Source organism: Stenotrophomonas sp. Steno-Z4 (assembly GCF_056393145.1).
Genome location: NZ_JBWJPC010000003.1, coordinates 94,809 through 107,402, shown reverse-complemented (window position 1 = coordinate 107,402; position 12,594 = coordinate 94,809). Strand labels below are relative to the sequence as shown.

General features: G+C 65.1%; 15 protein-coding genes and 1 tRNA gene. 2 read left to right on the top strand and 14 right to left on the bottom strand.

Annotated elements, in window-relative coordinates:
- Positions 1-83 precede the first annotated feature (83 nt).
- Both AC06E7_RS09260 and AC06E7_RS09255 read right to left on the bottom strand, forming a co-directional pair.
- On the bottom strand, positions 84-509 hold the full coding sequence (locus tag AC06E7_RS09260) for a hypothetical protein (RefSeq protein WP_478064276.1): 426 nt from the start codon (positions 507-509) through the stop codon (positions 84-86).
- Positions 510-571: 62 nt separating this feature from the next.
- Positions 572-1,405 (bottom strand): oxidoreductase, encoded by an 834-nt coding sequence (locus AC06E7_RS09255; protein WP_478064274.1) that lies wholly within the window; start codon positions 1,403-1,405, stop codon positions 572-574.
- Positions 1,406-1,494: 89 nt separating this feature from the next.
- On the opposite strand from AC06E7_RS09255, the gene AC06E7_RS09250 reads away from it, so the two are divergent.
- Positions 1,495-2,457 (top strand): AraC family transcriptional regulator, encoded by a 963-nt coding sequence (locus AC06E7_RS09250; RefSeq protein ID WP_354277420.1) that lies wholly within the window; start codon positions 1,495-1,497, stop codon positions 2,455-2,457.
- Here AC06E7_RS09250 and AC06E7_RS09245 read toward each other — a convergent pair.
- The 6 genes from AC06E7_RS09245 to AC06E7_RS09220 form a co-directional block, all read right to left on the bottom strand.
- Positions 2,446-3,132, bottom strand: a complete 687-nt coding sequence (locus tag AC06E7_RS09245) for a hypothetical protein (protein ID WP_478064272.1) — start codon at positions 3,130-3,132, stop codon at positions 2,446-2,448. The two genes, AC06E7_RS09250 and AC06E7_RS09245, sit on opposite strands and share 12 nt — an antisense overlap.
- A gap of 247 nt (positions 3,133-3,379) precedes the next feature.
- On the bottom strand, positions 3,380-5,362 hold the full coding sequence (locus AC06E7_RS09240; RefSeq protein WP_478064271.1) for a PEP/pyruvate-binding domain-containing protein: 1,983 nt from the start codon (positions 5,360-5,362) through the stop codon (positions 3,380-3,382).
- A gap of 40 nt (positions 5,363-5,402) precedes the next feature.
- Positions 5,403-5,756, bottom strand: coding sequence for a hypothetical protein (locus tag AC06E7_RS09235; protein WP_210131883.1), 354 nt, complete (start codon positions 5,754-5,756; stop codon positions 5,403-5,405).
- Positions 5,749-6,075, bottom strand: a complete 327-nt coding sequence (locus tag AC06E7_RS09230; RefSeq protein ID WP_478064270.1) for a hypothetical protein — start codon at positions 6,073-6,075, stop codon at positions 5,749-5,751. Before AC06E7_RS09230 ends, AC06E7_RS09235 begins: the two co-directional genes overlap by 8 nt.
- Positions 6,072-6,275: a SymE family type I addiction module toxin gene (locus tag AC06E7_RS09225; RefSeq protein WP_478064606.1), complete on the bottom strand. Its 204-nt coding sequence runs from the start codon at positions 6,273-6,275 to the stop codon at positions 6,072-6,074. Before AC06E7_RS09225 ends, AC06E7_RS09230 begins: the two co-directional genes overlap by 4 nt.
- A 492-nt stretch (positions 6,276-6,767) precedes the next feature.
- Complete coding sequence (locus AC06E7_RS09220; protein ID WP_478064269.1) at positions 6,768-7,223, bottom strand: hypothetical protein; 456 nt, start codon at positions 7,221-7,223, stop codon at positions 6,768-6,770.
- A 320-nt stretch (positions 7,224-7,543) separates the two neighbouring features.
- Between AC06E7_RS09220 and AC06E7_RS09215 the strand changes: the two genes are divergently transcribed.
- Complete coding sequence (locus AC06E7_RS09215; protein WP_478064267.1) at positions 7,544-7,786, top strand: hypothetical protein; 243 nt, start codon at positions 7,544-7,546, stop codon at positions 7,784-7,786.
- A gap of 143 nt (positions 7,787-7,929) precedes the next feature.
- On the opposite strand, the gene AC06E7_RS09210 is transcribed toward AC06E7_RS09215, so the two are convergent.
- The 6 genes from AC06E7_RS09210 to AC06E7_RS09185 all read right to left on the bottom strand — a co-directional run bounded on the left by AC06E7_RS09210 (position 7,930) and on the right by AC06E7_RS09185 (position 12,566).
- A tRNA-Val gene (locus AC06E7_RS09210) sits at positions 7,930-8,004 on the bottom strand.
- 65 nt (positions 8,005-8,069) lie between these two features.
- Positions 8,070-8,423, bottom strand: a complete 354-nt coding sequence (locus tag AC06E7_RS09205) for a PilZ domain-containing protein (protein WP_068849648.1) — start codon at positions 8,421-8,423, stop codon at positions 8,070-8,072.
- Positions 8,420-9,376 carry a DNA polymerase III subunit delta' gene (locus AC06E7_RS09200; protein WP_184124998.1) on the bottom strand — a complete coding sequence of 319 codons (957 nt, stop codon included), beginning with the start codon at positions 9,374-9,376 and terminating at the stop codon, positions 8,420-8,422. The genes AC06E7_RS09205 and AC06E7_RS09200 overlap by 4 nt, the downstream gene beginning before the upstream one ends.
- Positions 9,369-10,037: a dTMP kinase gene (gene tmk / locus AC06E7_RS09195; protein WP_426804064.1), complete on the bottom strand. Its 669-nt coding sequence runs from the start codon at positions 10,035-10,037 to the stop codon at positions 9,369-9,371. The genes AC06E7_RS09200 and tmk overlap by 8 nt, the downstream gene beginning before the upstream one ends.
- On the bottom strand, positions 10,034-11,098 hold the full coding sequence (gene mltG, locus AC06E7_RS09190; protein ID WP_478064265.1) for an endolytic transglycosylase MltG: 1,065 nt from the start codon (positions 11,096-11,098) through the stop codon (positions 10,034-10,036). Before mltG ends, tmk begins: the two co-directional genes overlap by 4 nt.
- Positions 11,099-11,210: 112 nt before the next feature.
- Positions 11,211-12,566, bottom strand: coding sequence for an aminodeoxychorismate synthase component I (locus AC06E7_RS09185; RefSeq protein WP_478064264.1), 1,356 nt, complete (start codon positions 12,564-12,566; stop codon positions 11,211-11,213).
- Positions 12,567-12,594: the final 28 nt, after the last annotated feature.

The window sequence follows — 12,594 nt, the reverse complement described above, 5'->3', positions numbered from 1 at the left end:
AAACCCGGACGGATCGCTGTCGGTGTCCTACACCGGCCGCAAGGGTGCCAACGGCATCTGCCAGCTGCGGTGACCCGCGAACCTCACGCTTTGCGGGCGGACAGCACGATGACCACGAACACCGGCAGTGGCGAGAGCATCATGATGATGCCGAGCCCGATGTTGGCGCCACCGCCGGTATTCATCCATCCATCGGCGTAGTACCAGCCCCACAGCGCAAGCGAAACCAGCAGCCCTGCGATGAGGCCTCGGCTCACGCGCGGTGGGCGGCGGATACCGACCCACAGCGAAAACAGAGCGAACGGTGCCAGGGCCAGTACAGTGCGCACCCAGCGTGGCTGCAGTTCTGGCCCCATGCCAAACGTGCGTGAGCGCAGTGAATCGAGCAGCCACTCAACGCCCCACACGATGGTGAGCGCGTAGATCACGGAGATCAGCAGCAGCGCTGCCCCGGAAATCCCTCTGGAATCAGACGGCATGGATGTCTCTCTGGATACATGCGGCAACATGCGATTCCAATGAAAGCACAGGCCGAAGTCTGCTCGCCACCCGCGATGTAACTGCCCCTCGTTCAACCATCGGTGGAGCGGGTAAGGCTCTCCCAGCGCACAAGGTTATCCAGGGCAGCCATGTGCTTCTCGCGAACCAAGGCCAGGGCATCGCTGCCAAGCAGCAGGTGCGCGGGAGGCGCTTCGCTGTCCATCAGGGCCAGCATGGCCTGCGCGGCCTTCCGTGGGTCGCCGAGCTGCTTTCCACTGACCTCCTGCCGACGCTGGCGGATCGGGTCGAACACCGCGTCATAGTCGTTCAGGGTGCGCGGTGAACGCACCATAGAGCGCCCCGCCCAGTCGGTCCGGAACGAGCCCGGCGCCACCGCCGTCACATGGATCCCCAGGTCACGGACTTCCTTGCCCACCGCTTCGCTGATGCCCTCCAGCGCGAACTTGCTTCCACAGTAATAGGCAATGCCCGGCATGGTGATGATGCCGCCCATCGAGGTGATGTTGAGGATCCGCCCCGCGCGGCGGGCACGCATTCCGGGCAGGACTGCCCGCATCATCGCCACGGCGCCAAACACGTTGACGTCGAACTGCCGGCGCATCTCCGCCAGTGGCGATTCCTCCATTACGCCTTCATGGCCATAGCCGGCGTTGTTCACCACGACATCGATCGGCCCCAGGTCCGCCTCCACCGCGCCGACGACCGTGCCGATGGCCGCCTCATCGGTGACATCCAGCAGCCGTGCATGAGCGCGCCCGGGCGCCAGCGTCTCGAACGCCGCGATGCCGTCGGCCTGGCGCAGCGTGCCAACCACCTCATGGCCAGCGGCCAGGGCTTCGCGGGCGAGCGCAAGGCCGAAGCCGCTGCTCACACCGGTAATCAGAATTCGCTTGGGGTGCGTCATGGGGGTGCTCCATCGGGGGATGGGGTGCACAATAGTTTCATCACCCGGTCCCGCTAAGGCGCAATTCGCTCCGTTTATTGCCTAATCCTATGACACCCACCAACGCCATCTCCCACTCCGCACCGGCCAGCCCCCTGCCGCTGGCACCGCTTGTGCTCGCGTTGGCACCGGTGGAGGGCTACAACCTGACCGCCTTGCCCAGCGTGCGGGTGCTCCGCTCCGACCGCCCGCTTTCGCGAACCCCGGTGCTGTACGACCCGGGCATCGTGATCGTCTGCCAAGGCCGCAAGCGCGGCTACTTCGGCCAACGCACGTACGTGTATGACGCCAACCAGTACCTGGCCGTGTCCGTGCCGGTGCCGTTCACCATGGAAACGGATGCATCGGCGGAATCCCCGCTGCTCGCACTGTACCTGCACCTGGATTTTCCGCTTGCGGCCGAGCTGATGCTGGAGATTTACCGCCACGGAATCAGCTCAGACGTGGCACAACCGCAAAGCATGATGTCCAGCCCATTGGATGACGCCATGCAGCTCACCCTGGAGCGCCTGCTCCGCGCGCTTGTCGATCCCGTGGAATCGATCCTGTTCGGCCCCCAGCTGCTCCGTGAGCTGTACTACCGCGTCCTTACCGGCCCGCAAGGGGCTGTCCTGCGCGCGGCACTCTCCCAGCAGGGAAGGTTCGGAAAGATTGCCAAAGCGCTTGAACGCATCCACTCAGACTACGACCAACCGCTGGATGTCGCACGGTTGGCCCAGATCGCCGGCATGAGCACGCCCTCGTTCCACAGTCACTTCAAGGCAGTGACCTGCACCTCGCCCATGCAGTACCTGAAATCAACGCGCCTGCATCAGGCACGCCTGCTCATGGTGCGCGAGGGCATGACCGCTGCTGCCGCCTGCCATGCGGTAGGTTTCGAAAGCACCTCGCAGTTCAGCCGCGAGTTCAAGCGGCTGTTCGGGCTGACACCTGCAAAGGAAGCACAGCGCATGCGCGAGAGCCTCGCCATTCCGCAGGCATGGCCCGGCGCAAGCTATGTTTCATCCCACTGACGGAGAGCGCCTGGAGGCCATCCGCCGCTTCATTTGAAGGCCAATGTAAGGCTGCACAGCGAAGTGCGTCCCGTTGTACCCATCAAGGCGGTGGCCACCCGAGATGTCGGTTGTTTGGATGAAGTCTTTCGATGGGTCGACGCCTTTGACTTCTTCAATCCGTATGAAATCGACGACAGACAACAGCTTGGCAAGTGCCTTTCTGGCAGCGCCTGCATCGTAAACACGTAGAGTCAGTTCCGAGGTCTTGATATCCGTACCACCTTCAAACTTGATTCCTGCAGCTGCCAGTTGGGCCGCCATCTCCTGTTGCGTTGCCAGCAGGAACTGAAGTGATCGCGGTGCCGACTGGGCAACGTAACGAGGATCCTTTGTGTAGCGGGCAAGTTGAGCCTGAGCATCGCCGGTGAATCGGACGACGACCTTGAAGGTCGGATAGTGCTCCATCCACATTCCGGCGAAGGAATCGGGGAGCTCTTTCTGAAGGCGCCGACTCAGCATCATTGCGTCATCTTGATTGATGGTTCGCGCTTTCGCTTGATCGATCGATAAGTTCATCTCTTCAGCGTACCCCTTGAGCCCGGCGTCGTCTGTCCGCGCATAGGCGTAAGGAGTAAGGAGGGCGGGGCCGGTCAGGGCCGCAATCAACGACAGGGATAGGGTTACGTACCGCATCGGTACTCCTTTCAATTGCTTGGGAGAGCAGATCCATGTTCGCAGAGCTTTTCCCGGATGCGTGCGGACAACTCCAACCATAGGCCGATTGACCCTCGTTGGACTTGCCCTGTCTCACAATTTTCTCCAGCGCCCGCCTCGCTTCCACCAGCGTCGCGTCCTGCGATTCGGCAGCGACAGCGTTCCGCCACGCGCGGATGGCAGCGTGCCTATCTCCGTCTGGCGACAGGTTGACTAATCAGATGCGCTATCGCGCAGCGCCATCCACATACGGCCGCGACTGCAGCATCACGATCTCATCGCCCACAACTGCCCACTCGATATCTTGGTCCACCCCGCCCAATGCCTGCTTGGTGGCCTTGCCCACCTTGGCCAGGCGCGCGATCAGCGCATCGGTAAGCACCTGCCGTGAGCCGGTGATGGGCACTTCGCGCACGCCGCCACCGGCCTTGGCCACCAGCTGGGTATCCTCGGCCGACCGGCTCAGCACCTGCACCGCCTTGGACCAGTCCGAGTACATCACCTGTTCGGCCTGGCGCTTGCCCTCCACCACGCGGATGCCCAGCCCGCGCTTGGCCGAAATGTAGGTGGTGTGCTGGCGGGCGCGATCAAACGGATCGCGGGTGATCATCACCCCAGAGCTGTCCGAGGGTGCCGCCAGCTGCACCAGCACCGCCATGGCCACCGCATCCTGCTGCAGGCCGGCGGCGGTGCGCGCTTCGTAGGCCTCGAAGTTGTAGACCGAGGCCCACACCGTCTGTACGGCCTTGGCCACGGCATCGGCGCGGGTCACGTTGGGCACCGTGGTGTACAGCCCTGCCCCACTGAAGCCTGGCAGATCCTCCGAGTTGGACGAGCTGCGTACGAACACCCCGCCGGCCTTCAACTGGCCCTGCCACTGTGCATCCAGGGCACGAATGAAGGCAGGATCGGGCGCGGCATTGGCGATCTCCGCACGGAGCGCGGCCAGCGCCTCGCGGCGGACATTCGGGTCGGTGTTGAATCCGGGGCGGCGCTGCAGCGCCTGCAGGTGCTGGGGAATGTCCAGCCGCTGCATGGTCGCCTGGTAATGCGCGAAGGGAATGCAGAAGCCATCGGGCACGCGCGCCAGAGGTGGCAGCGCCGCCTTCAGCGTGCCCAGGTTGGCTGCCTTCACCCCGCAGTGGCTGCTGTCGCGTGCACGCAGCGCGGCCAAGGGCTTAAGCGCGACTACCGCCAGATCCGGACGCGGCAGGTTGCGCACCGTGGCGCGTGCAGGCGCTGCTGACGGTGTGCGTGCCGGGCGTGCCAGGGGCGTGACCCGGTAGTCGTTGTTACTGACCTCCAGCGCCACCCAGCGGCCATCGTATTGACGCAGCGCGGTCTGAGCGTCACGCACGTACACGTTGGGAATGCCCCACCCCTTCGCCAGCAGGTTCACGTGCGACAACAGCGTGGACGGCCGCTGCGTGACCAGCCCGGCTACCGGGGCCAGCGCGATCGGCACCTCGTCCAGCACCGGAATATCGCGCGGCGACAGCGTGCGCAGCTGCGCCTCGGTACGTATGATGCGCAACCTGCCCTCGGCCTTGCCCGTGTTCAGCGGCAGGAAACGCTGCTCACGCAACAAGGCCTCCTGGCTGACAAACGGCAGCTTCATGCCGCTGGCCAGCTGCTCATGCTGGGTGGAGTTGGTCTTGAAGCGGATCGGATCACGGAACGATGCGCGCACCACCTCGTCGGTCTGCCGCAGCAGGGCGGCGGTGAGCTTGTCGCCCTCCCAGAACTCGTACGTGTACCCCGGCAGGTCCTTCTGCCAGCTCACGGTACCGAACAGGAAGCGCCGCTGCGGATCGCGGTACTGCGCATTGAGCGTGGCCTTGTCCAGCGAACGCACCAGCCCCTGGCGGCGCACGAAGTTCTCGTGCAGCTCAAAGCGCGGCGTATTGATGTAGTACACGCGCACCGCATTCTGCCGGTCGATCACGAAGATCAGGTGCGGCATTTCCAGCGCAGTGCCCGCGTTGTAGACACGGGCAAGCTGCATGAACTGCTCGCGGCCATCGATCCGCGACAGGTAGTCCGGCCCAACCGCTGGCTGCGCAGCAGCGTCATTCTCCGGGCGGTACTCGTAGGGGGAAGGCTTGCGTGCTGTCTGCGCCAGCACAGGCTCGACAGCACCCAGCACCAAGGCGAGCAGGACGAAGCACCCCATGCACAGTCTGCCGCGCACCGTACCCCTGAGCTTCATGCCGTGATCCTTCACCGTTGGAATCCGGATTCTACGGCCTTCAGCCCTCCGCCTCAGCAACCACTCGCCGCACCACCGAATGACACCCTCGTTCCGTCATGGCCCGTGCCCGAGCGGCTATCTCCCTGCCATTCGGCACCGCCTTGGCCAGCTCTTCTTCCGACCAGTACCTGCGCCCTTCCCAGGCACCCAGGCGGTCGAACTCTTCTGACATGTGAGCGAACACGGCGAAGTCCCTGTCCCATTCGTCAACGCCTGCCGCGCGCCGCAGCAACGTGAGCCGGTGGCAGCCTTCCACCACATCCACCAATCTGACAAGCATGCCGGCACAGATGCGCAGTGCCTCCCTTCGCGCCGGCGATACGTACCGTTTCTGACGCTCGTGCTCAGCCATGGGGGTTTCCTCCGGACACGCCACCAAAGACGCTGTCTTTCCATTGGCACTGCCGCTGGAACAGCGCTTCGACATCCCGCTCGTCGCGCTGCATGTGCAGCGGCCGCGTCAGCCTCGCGACCGCCTCGGCAGCAACCGGCACGGCGTTGCCAGGCCGCCTTGCCACGGAATCGGCAGGCGCGCCCTGCACCGCCACGTACGCCTGCATCAGTTGCCGCAGCACCGTGGCTGCCGGCAGGAAATTGCGCGCCGCCGCAGCCTGGAAGTTGGCGCGCAAGGTGTCTTCCATCTTCGCCCGCATGAGTACGCGCCTGCTCATGACAACCTCCCTGCGTGGGCCAGCTCCCGCTGCACTTGGCGGGGAACCTTCGGAGCCACCGGCGGCGCCGTTTCGATCACCGTGAGGATGATGGAGCCCTCCTTCACCTCAACGGCCACCCTTGCACCGATCTCGAAGCCGACATCCCGCAACCAGCGGCCAGTCAGCTTGAGACAAGGAACGCGTTCGTAGCGCCCCATCCCGCCAGGCAGTTCGTACCAATGCCCACACATCCTGTAAGTGCTTGGCGGGCGGGAAAAGGCTTTGCGCTTGGGGCGAAGTTCGTCTTCGTAGGGCGTAACAGCCCGCGATCTAAACATGTTGGACCTCCGGCACGTGTGGCTCTCGTCGGAGTGACAAGAGCGTCGGGAGGCTAGAAACCGTAAGCCACACAGAACGGCGGGCGTATTTCCACGAGGGTCTTGTATTAGCCGCCCTCCCGACAAAGCACGTCCAACATTGTGTGGCTTTAAGAGTTTCTAGGCTCTGTAGAACACCATGCAGGATGATGCGAAGGCTGGGAAATCGTTTGTATCTCTTGATCTGGCGATCTTGGTAGACGGAATCTAAGTCATGACGCAACAGACCACACCCGCTCATTGATCAGTGAACGCAGCTCACACTTCAGCGAGGGAGCGGCACTTCAAGCACGCATAAAAACATCGAGCATGCCGCCCGAAACATGTCGGAATCTACCACTTCGGGCGCGGGCCCAGGGCAAGTTCCGCCGCAATCATTGCAGCCTTGCTCTTTGATGGATCCCTGAGGATTTTTGATGCAAAGGACATTTCCGGCGAATGATCCATCTCGCTTGATCGAAGCTGATGAGAATCCAAGCCAGGTGCAAAAGTTGCCCTCCCGCCATTGGAGCCGTCACCGGGCATCTTGTGGGCTGCTTGAACATGCGTAGTCAACATGACCTTCGCAGCCTCTCGCGCACGGATCAGGGCTGAGATTGGCTGCTGCTCGTACCATTCCCGAATCTGCTCACTATCGGGAAGACAACTCGACCTTGACTCGATGTGACGCATCCACTCAATCCGCTGCTCTTCGAAGATGGCAAACGCCACCAGGCCGCGGATCCACCCCTCTTCCCCCCTTTCAACCAGAGTGCTGTACGCATCTTCCGAACCAGACATGCTGCTCATGAAGTACCCCTATCGCGCGATGGAAGGGGCACCCTGCCGGATGAAGAGCCAGATGAGAAATCGATTGTTCCGTGTCTTGTTCCAGTATTCATCGGCGCGGCCTATCGAGCCGTCCTGACGGTCCAAGATCCGAAGTAAGGAGTCATGGGGTCTGTCAGCCGTTCCTTGCTGGTCGGGCACCTCTGCCCCGCCCTTTCGACGATTGAGCATCGATCATGCCGAATACATGCCGCGTCTTGCCGATTCTGAACAGTTGAGGTGCGGATTCCCTATCAGGATGCGTCGAAACCGGTGAGGCACCGGTACCAGGGAGAAGCGAAATGGCACTCGAAGATCAGCTCCGCAAGTACGCCATTGGAGAACATCTGACGGTCGTGATAACACCTGGCCCCTCCATCAACTCGACGAAAGAGAAAGGCACCTTGAAGAGCATTGACTGGAAAGCCCGCTCTTTTGTCCTGCACAACACGGTTTACGATCACGACGTGACAATACCCTTCGACAAGATGGGTGAGGTGTCCTCTGAGAAGGAGCGCCAGGACGACATGCTGTTCCGGTTCTAGCGATGGTTGATCTCCGGGACGTCGTTCAGCCAGTCCGACCGATGAGCGAAGGTGGCTTCGTCCTGCTTGCACCCAATCAGAAACCGGAACTGCGAACACAAACAAAAAAGCCCCCGTTTCCGGAGGCTTTTTTGACTGAATCATGGTGGGCGGTGCAGGGTTCGAACCTGCGACCCTTGCCGTGTGAAGGCAATGCTCTACCGCTGAGCTAACCGCCCGATGCTGCTGAGCCGCTCATTATAGGGCGGCAAAATTTCGCGTCAACGGGTTTGCGTAAATTTCTTCACATCGTGTGCGTGGGCTTGTCCGAGTTCAGGGTGCCGGCCAGCGCGGTCTCGATCTTGTTGCGTACGTTCTCGCCTTCCTGGCCATCGGCCAGCTGCACGCCGATGCCCGCCGCGCGGTTGCCCTGGGCGCCGGCCGGGGTCACCCAGACCACCTTGCCGGCCACCGGCAGGCGCTCGCTGGAGTCGGGCAGGGTCAGCAGCAGGAACACTTCGTCGCCCAGGAAGTAGCGCTTGGGCGTGGGTACGAAGATGCCGCCGTTCTTCACGAACGGCATGTACGCGCTGTACAGCGACGCTTTGTCCTTGACGGCCAGCGACAGGATGCCCTGGCGGGCGTTGGTGGCGCTCATGCTCTATTCCCCTTTGCGTGCCGCTCGTTGACCTTGTTCCAGGCCAACAACAATTCCACCACCGCCAGGTCGGCGCGCACGGTGGTGCGCAACAGATCGCGGGTACGGTTGGCGGCGTCGAACCAGGCGCCCAGCTTGTGCAATCGCTCGGGATCGGTCAAGCCGCCCCCGGTGGCCTGGGCCAACGCCAGATCGGCGGCGTGGCGCAGGCGCAGCGCGGCGTGGTCATCGGCAGTCCAGCGCTGGGCCAGTTCCACCGCGCCCGCGCGCCCGGCCACCAGTGCCTCAAGATCGCTGGCGACCTGCCGGCGCAGGGCCAGGCCGTCGTTGCGCAGCCAGTCGTCGGCCAGGCCGGGGTGGCCCCGGGCAGCGTCCAGCGCTTCGCGGGCGCTGGCTTCGCTGTGGCCCTGGGCCTGCAGCCAGGCCAGGCTTTCCTCGCGCGGCGGCAGTTTGAATTCCAGGCGTTGGCAGCGGCTGCGCACGGTGGCCGGCAGGCGCGCCGGGTCGCTGCTGATCAGCCACAGGTAGCGGCCGGGCTGCGGCTCTTCCAGGGTCTTGAGCAGGGCGTTGCAGGCGGCACGATTGATGGCGTCGGCCGGGTCCACCACCACCACCTGGGCGATGCCGTACTGCGGGGTGAGCGAGAGCTTCTGGGAGATCTCGCGCACCTGCTCGATCACGATCTCGGTGCGCAGCTTGTCGCCGGATTTGTTCGGAATGAACGACACCAGCTGCAGATCCGGGTGGGTGCCGGCGGCGATCAGCTGGGCGGCGCGCTGGGCCGCGGCCGGCTCGCCCCGGGTCAGCACGTGGGTGGCCATGCGCAGCGCCACCTCGCGCTTGCCCAGCCCGGCCGGGCCGCAGATCAGCAGGCCATGGCCCAGCCGGCCAGCGTCGAGCGCGGCGATGGTCTGGTCATAGGCGCGCTGCTGCCAGGGGGAAAACTCAGCCATTACCGCCCTCCTTGGTGAGGTATGCGTTGATGGCATCCACGACCTGGGCGGCCACGCCGGCCTGGTCCTGGCTGGCGTCGATCAGGCGGAACCGCGTGGGGTCCTGGGTGGCGCGCTCGCGGAACACCGCGCGCACGCGCTGGAAGAAATCGTCCTGCTCGCTTTCGATGCGGTCCGGCCACAGGTCGCGGCCGTTGGCGCGGGCGCGGCCCACGGCCACGTCCACATCCAGCAGCAGGGTCAGGCCGGGCAGCAGGCCCACCGCGCGGCGTTCGAGCTCGGCGATCCACGCCGGCTCCAGGCCACGGCCGCCGCCCTGGTAGGCGTAGCTGGAATCGGTGAAGCGGTCGCTGAGCACGTAGCAGCCTCGGCGCAGGGCCGGTTCGATCACCTGGCGCACGTGCTGGGCACGGGCGGCGAACACCAGCAGCAGCTCGGCTTCGGCGCTGAGCGGCTCGGCGGCGATTTCCGCATCCGGAGTCAGCACCAGTGCGCGGATGCGCTCGGCCAGCGGGGTGCCGCCGGGTTCACGGGTGAGCACCACCTCACAGCCCTGCGCCTGCAGGGCAGCGCGGATGGCGTTGAGCGCGGTGGTCTTGCCCGCGCCCTCGCCGCCTTCCAGGCTGATGAACCGCGGGTGGCGGCGCAGTGCGGGGCTCATTGCGGTGCCGCCTGCGGCTGGGCGCGCTGCTGGCGCAGCTGCTGCAGGTAACGCGCCACGGCGGCGTTGTGGTCGGTGTAGTTGGCCGAGAACACGTGCGCGCCGCTCCCATCGCCGACGGCCACGAAGTACAGCGCATCGCCCGGGGCCGGGCGTGCGGCGGCCTGCAGGGCGTCGCGGCCCGGCATGGCGATCGGGGTGGGGGTCAGCCCGGCGCGCGTGTAGGTGTTGTACGGCGTATCGGTGGTGAGGTCGCGCTTGCGGATGTTGCCGTCGTAGCTGCTGCCGATGCCGTAGATCACGGTCGGGTCGGTCTGCAGGCGCATGCCCATCTTCAGGCGGCGCACGAACACGCCGGCAATCTGCGGGCGCTCGCTGGGCAGCGCGGTTTCTTTTTCGATGATGGACGCCAGGATCAGCAGCTCATACGGGGAATTCAGCGGCAGGTCGTCGGCGCGGCTTTCCCATGCGGCGGCCAGTTCCTTTTCCATGGCGGCGTGGGCGCGCTTGAGCACGTCCAGGTCGGTATCGCCGCGCTGGTAGACGTAGGTCTCGGGCAGGAAGCGGCCTTCCGGGTGCTGGCCGGGGAAGCCGAGCGTCTTCATCAGCGCGGCATCGTCCAGTTCGTCGGTTTTGTGGATGAGCGGATCGGCGCGCTTGAGCGCGGCGCGCAGCTGGCGGATGTTCCAGCCTTCCACGATGGTGACACGGTGCTGCAGGGTGCGGCCCTGGCGCATGCGGGTGAGCAGTTCGCGCGGGGTGAGCTTGGGGTCCAGCGCGTACTCGCCGACCTTGAGCTTGCCGGCGGCGTCCAGCTGGCGCGCGAGCAGCTGCCACTGGGTGTCGTTGCCTTCATCCACGCCGGCGTCGCGCAGTTTGCGCACGACAGTCTGCAGGCCATCGCCCGGGGCGATGACGACGCTGGGCTGGTCGGGGCTGATGGCGGTGTCGGCGAAGCCGCTCTGGCTGTGCCAGAACCATGCGCCGGCGGCGGCCAGGAGAAGTGCGCCCAGCAGCAATACCGTCAGGACCGTTAGACAACCTCGTTTTACGCCTGCCATGCATTCCTCGGTGGGTGGTGCAGCCACGCAGGGCGTGGCTCTACGGGTTTATCGTTTCAGCGCGGACACGCATGGCGTGTCCCTACGCGTTCGCCCTACAGCATACCTTGGCTCATTCCTGGCGGCCGAGCGCGCGCATCAGGCCGCGGGCCTTGGCGCGGGTTTCGTCCAGCTCCTTTGCCGGATCCGAATCGACCACGATGCCGGCGCCGGTGCGGAAGGCGGCGTGGCTGCCGGCGACCTCGGCAGTGCGGATGAGGATGTTCAGGTCCAGGTCGCCATCGCGGTTCAGCCAGCCGAACGCGCCGGTGTAGGCGCCGCGCGCGGTCTGTTCGAGTTCGGCGATGATCTGCATGCAGCGCACCTTCGGGCAGCCGGTGATGGTGCCGCCGGGGAAGGTGGCGGCAATCACCTGGCCGGGGCTCACGCCCGGGCGCAGGCGGCCGCGCACGTTGCTTACGATGTGGTGCACGTGGGCGTAGCTTTCCACGCTCATCAGCTCATCCACTTCCACGCTGCCGGCGGTGCAGATGCGGCCCAGGTCGTTGCGTTCCAGGTCGATCAGCATCACGTGTTCGGCGCGCTCCTTGGGGTGGCCGACCAGTTCGCGGATGCGTTCGGCATCGTCGTCGCCGGCGAAGCGCGGGCGCGTGCCGGCAATCGGGCGGGTCTGCACGTCATCGCCATGCACCGAGACCAGGCGCTCCGGCGAGGAGCTCACCACTGCCCTGCCCTGCGCGATGAACAGGCCGGCGAACGGCGCCGGATTGGCCACGCGCAGCTGCGCGTACAGCGCCTGCGGTGACAGCGTGTCATCGAAATGCGCGACCCAGCGCCGCGACAGGTTCACCTGGAACACATCACCGGCGCGCAGGTACTCGATGACCTTGCCCACGCCGTCGGTGAAGCGCGTGGGCGCGTCCTCTTCCATCTGCGCCGGTGGCTGCCACTGCGGCAGCGGCGGCAGCGTGGCGGTGGCCGCCAGGTCCTGCAGCAGGGTGTCGAGCTGGTCGGCGTGGTCGGTTTCGCACACGGCGTGGAACTGGCCCAGCACGCGGTCGTGCAGCACGGCGGCCGGACAGCGCAGGGCCAGTGCACTGGGCAGGCCGTCGGCGCGCGCCGGCAGGTGGAGCACGGTTTCGATCTGGCCGGCCAGTTCGTAGTCGAGCATGAGTGCCCAGCCGCCCCGGAACGGCAGGCCGGTTTCTTCGCGCGGCAGACGCAGGGACTGCCAGTGCGCATCGAGCACGTCGAGGAAACTGCCGGCATGCGCGGCACCGTCGCGGTCGCGCACCACGCCATCGGCATGCAACGCCAGCGATTCACCGTTGCCCATCAGCAGCAGGTCCCAGCGCCCCTGCGCGGTGCCCGAGGCGGTGGATTCCATCAGCAGCGGGTAACGTTCCGGCGCCAGCCGCTGAAGCGCAAGCAGGTCGGTGGTGTCGGGCAGCAGGCGGGTCTGGAACATGGCAGGGCAACCAAAGTAAGTGCGGGGG

Excerpts from the sequence above, each read along its gene's own strand:
- AC06E7_RS09220 (WP_478064269.1), bottom strand. The coding sequence starts at position 7,223 with ATGAGCAGCATGTCTGGTTCGGAAGATGCGTACAGCACTCTGGTTGAA.
- AC06E7_RS09200 (WP_184124998.1), bottom strand. The coding sequence starts at position 9,376 with ATGGCTGAGTTTTCCCCCTGGCAGCAGCGCGCCTATGACCAGACCATC.
- AC06E7_RS09225 (WP_478064606.1), bottom strand. The coding sequence starts at position 6,275 with ATGGGGCGCTACGAACGCGTTCCTTGTCTCAAGCTGACTGGCCGCTGG.
- mltG (WP_478064265.1), bottom strand. The coding sequence starts at position 11,098 with ATGGCAGGCGTAAAACGAGGTTGTCTAACGGTCCTGACGGTATTGCTG.
- AC06E7_RS09240 (WP_478064271.1), bottom strand. The coding sequence starts at position 5,362 with ATGAAGCTCAGGGGTACGGTGCGCGGCAGACTGTGCATGGGGTGCTTC.
- AC06E7_RS09185 (WP_478064264.1), bottom strand. The coding sequence starts at position 12,566 with ATGTTCCAGACCCGCCTGCTGCCCGACACCACCGACCTGCTTGCGCTT.
- AC06E7_RS09245 (WP_478064272.1), bottom strand. The coding sequence starts at position 3,132 with ATGCGGTACGTAACCCTATCCCTGTCGTTGATTGCGGCCCTGACCGGC.
- AC06E7_RS09260 (WP_478064276.1), bottom strand. The coding sequence starts at position 509 with ATGTTGCCGCATGTATCCAGAGAGACATCCATGCCGTCTGATTCCAGA.
- AC06E7_RS09230 (WP_478064270.1), bottom strand. The coding sequence starts at position 6,075 with ATGAGCAGGCGCGTACTCATGCGGGCGAAGATGGAAGACACCTTGCGC.
- AC06E7_RS09255 (WP_478064274.1), bottom strand. The coding sequence starts at position 1,405 with ATGACGCACCCCAAGCGAATTCTGATTACCGGTGTGAGCAGCGGCTTC.
- AC06E7_RS09235 (WP_210131883.1), bottom strand. The coding sequence starts at position 5,756 with ATGGCTGAGCACGAGCGTCAGAAACGGTACGTATCGCCGGCGCGAAGG.
- AC06E7_RS09205 (WP_068849648.1), bottom strand. The coding sequence starts at position 8,423 with ATGAGCGCCACCAACGCCCGCCAGGGCATCCTGTCGCTGGCCGTCAAG.
- tmk (WP_426804064.1), bottom strand. The coding sequence starts at position 10,037 with ATGAGCCCCGCACTGCGCCGCCACCCGCGGTTCATCAGCCTGGAAGGC.
- AC06E7_RS09250 (WP_354277420.1), top strand. The coding sequence starts at position 1,495 with ATGACACCCACCAACGCCATCTCCCACTCCGCACCGGCCAGCCCCCTG.
- AC06E7_RS09215 (WP_478064267.1), top strand. The coding sequence starts at position 7,544 with ATGGCACTCGAAGATCAGCTCCGCAAGTACGCCATTGGAGAACATCTG.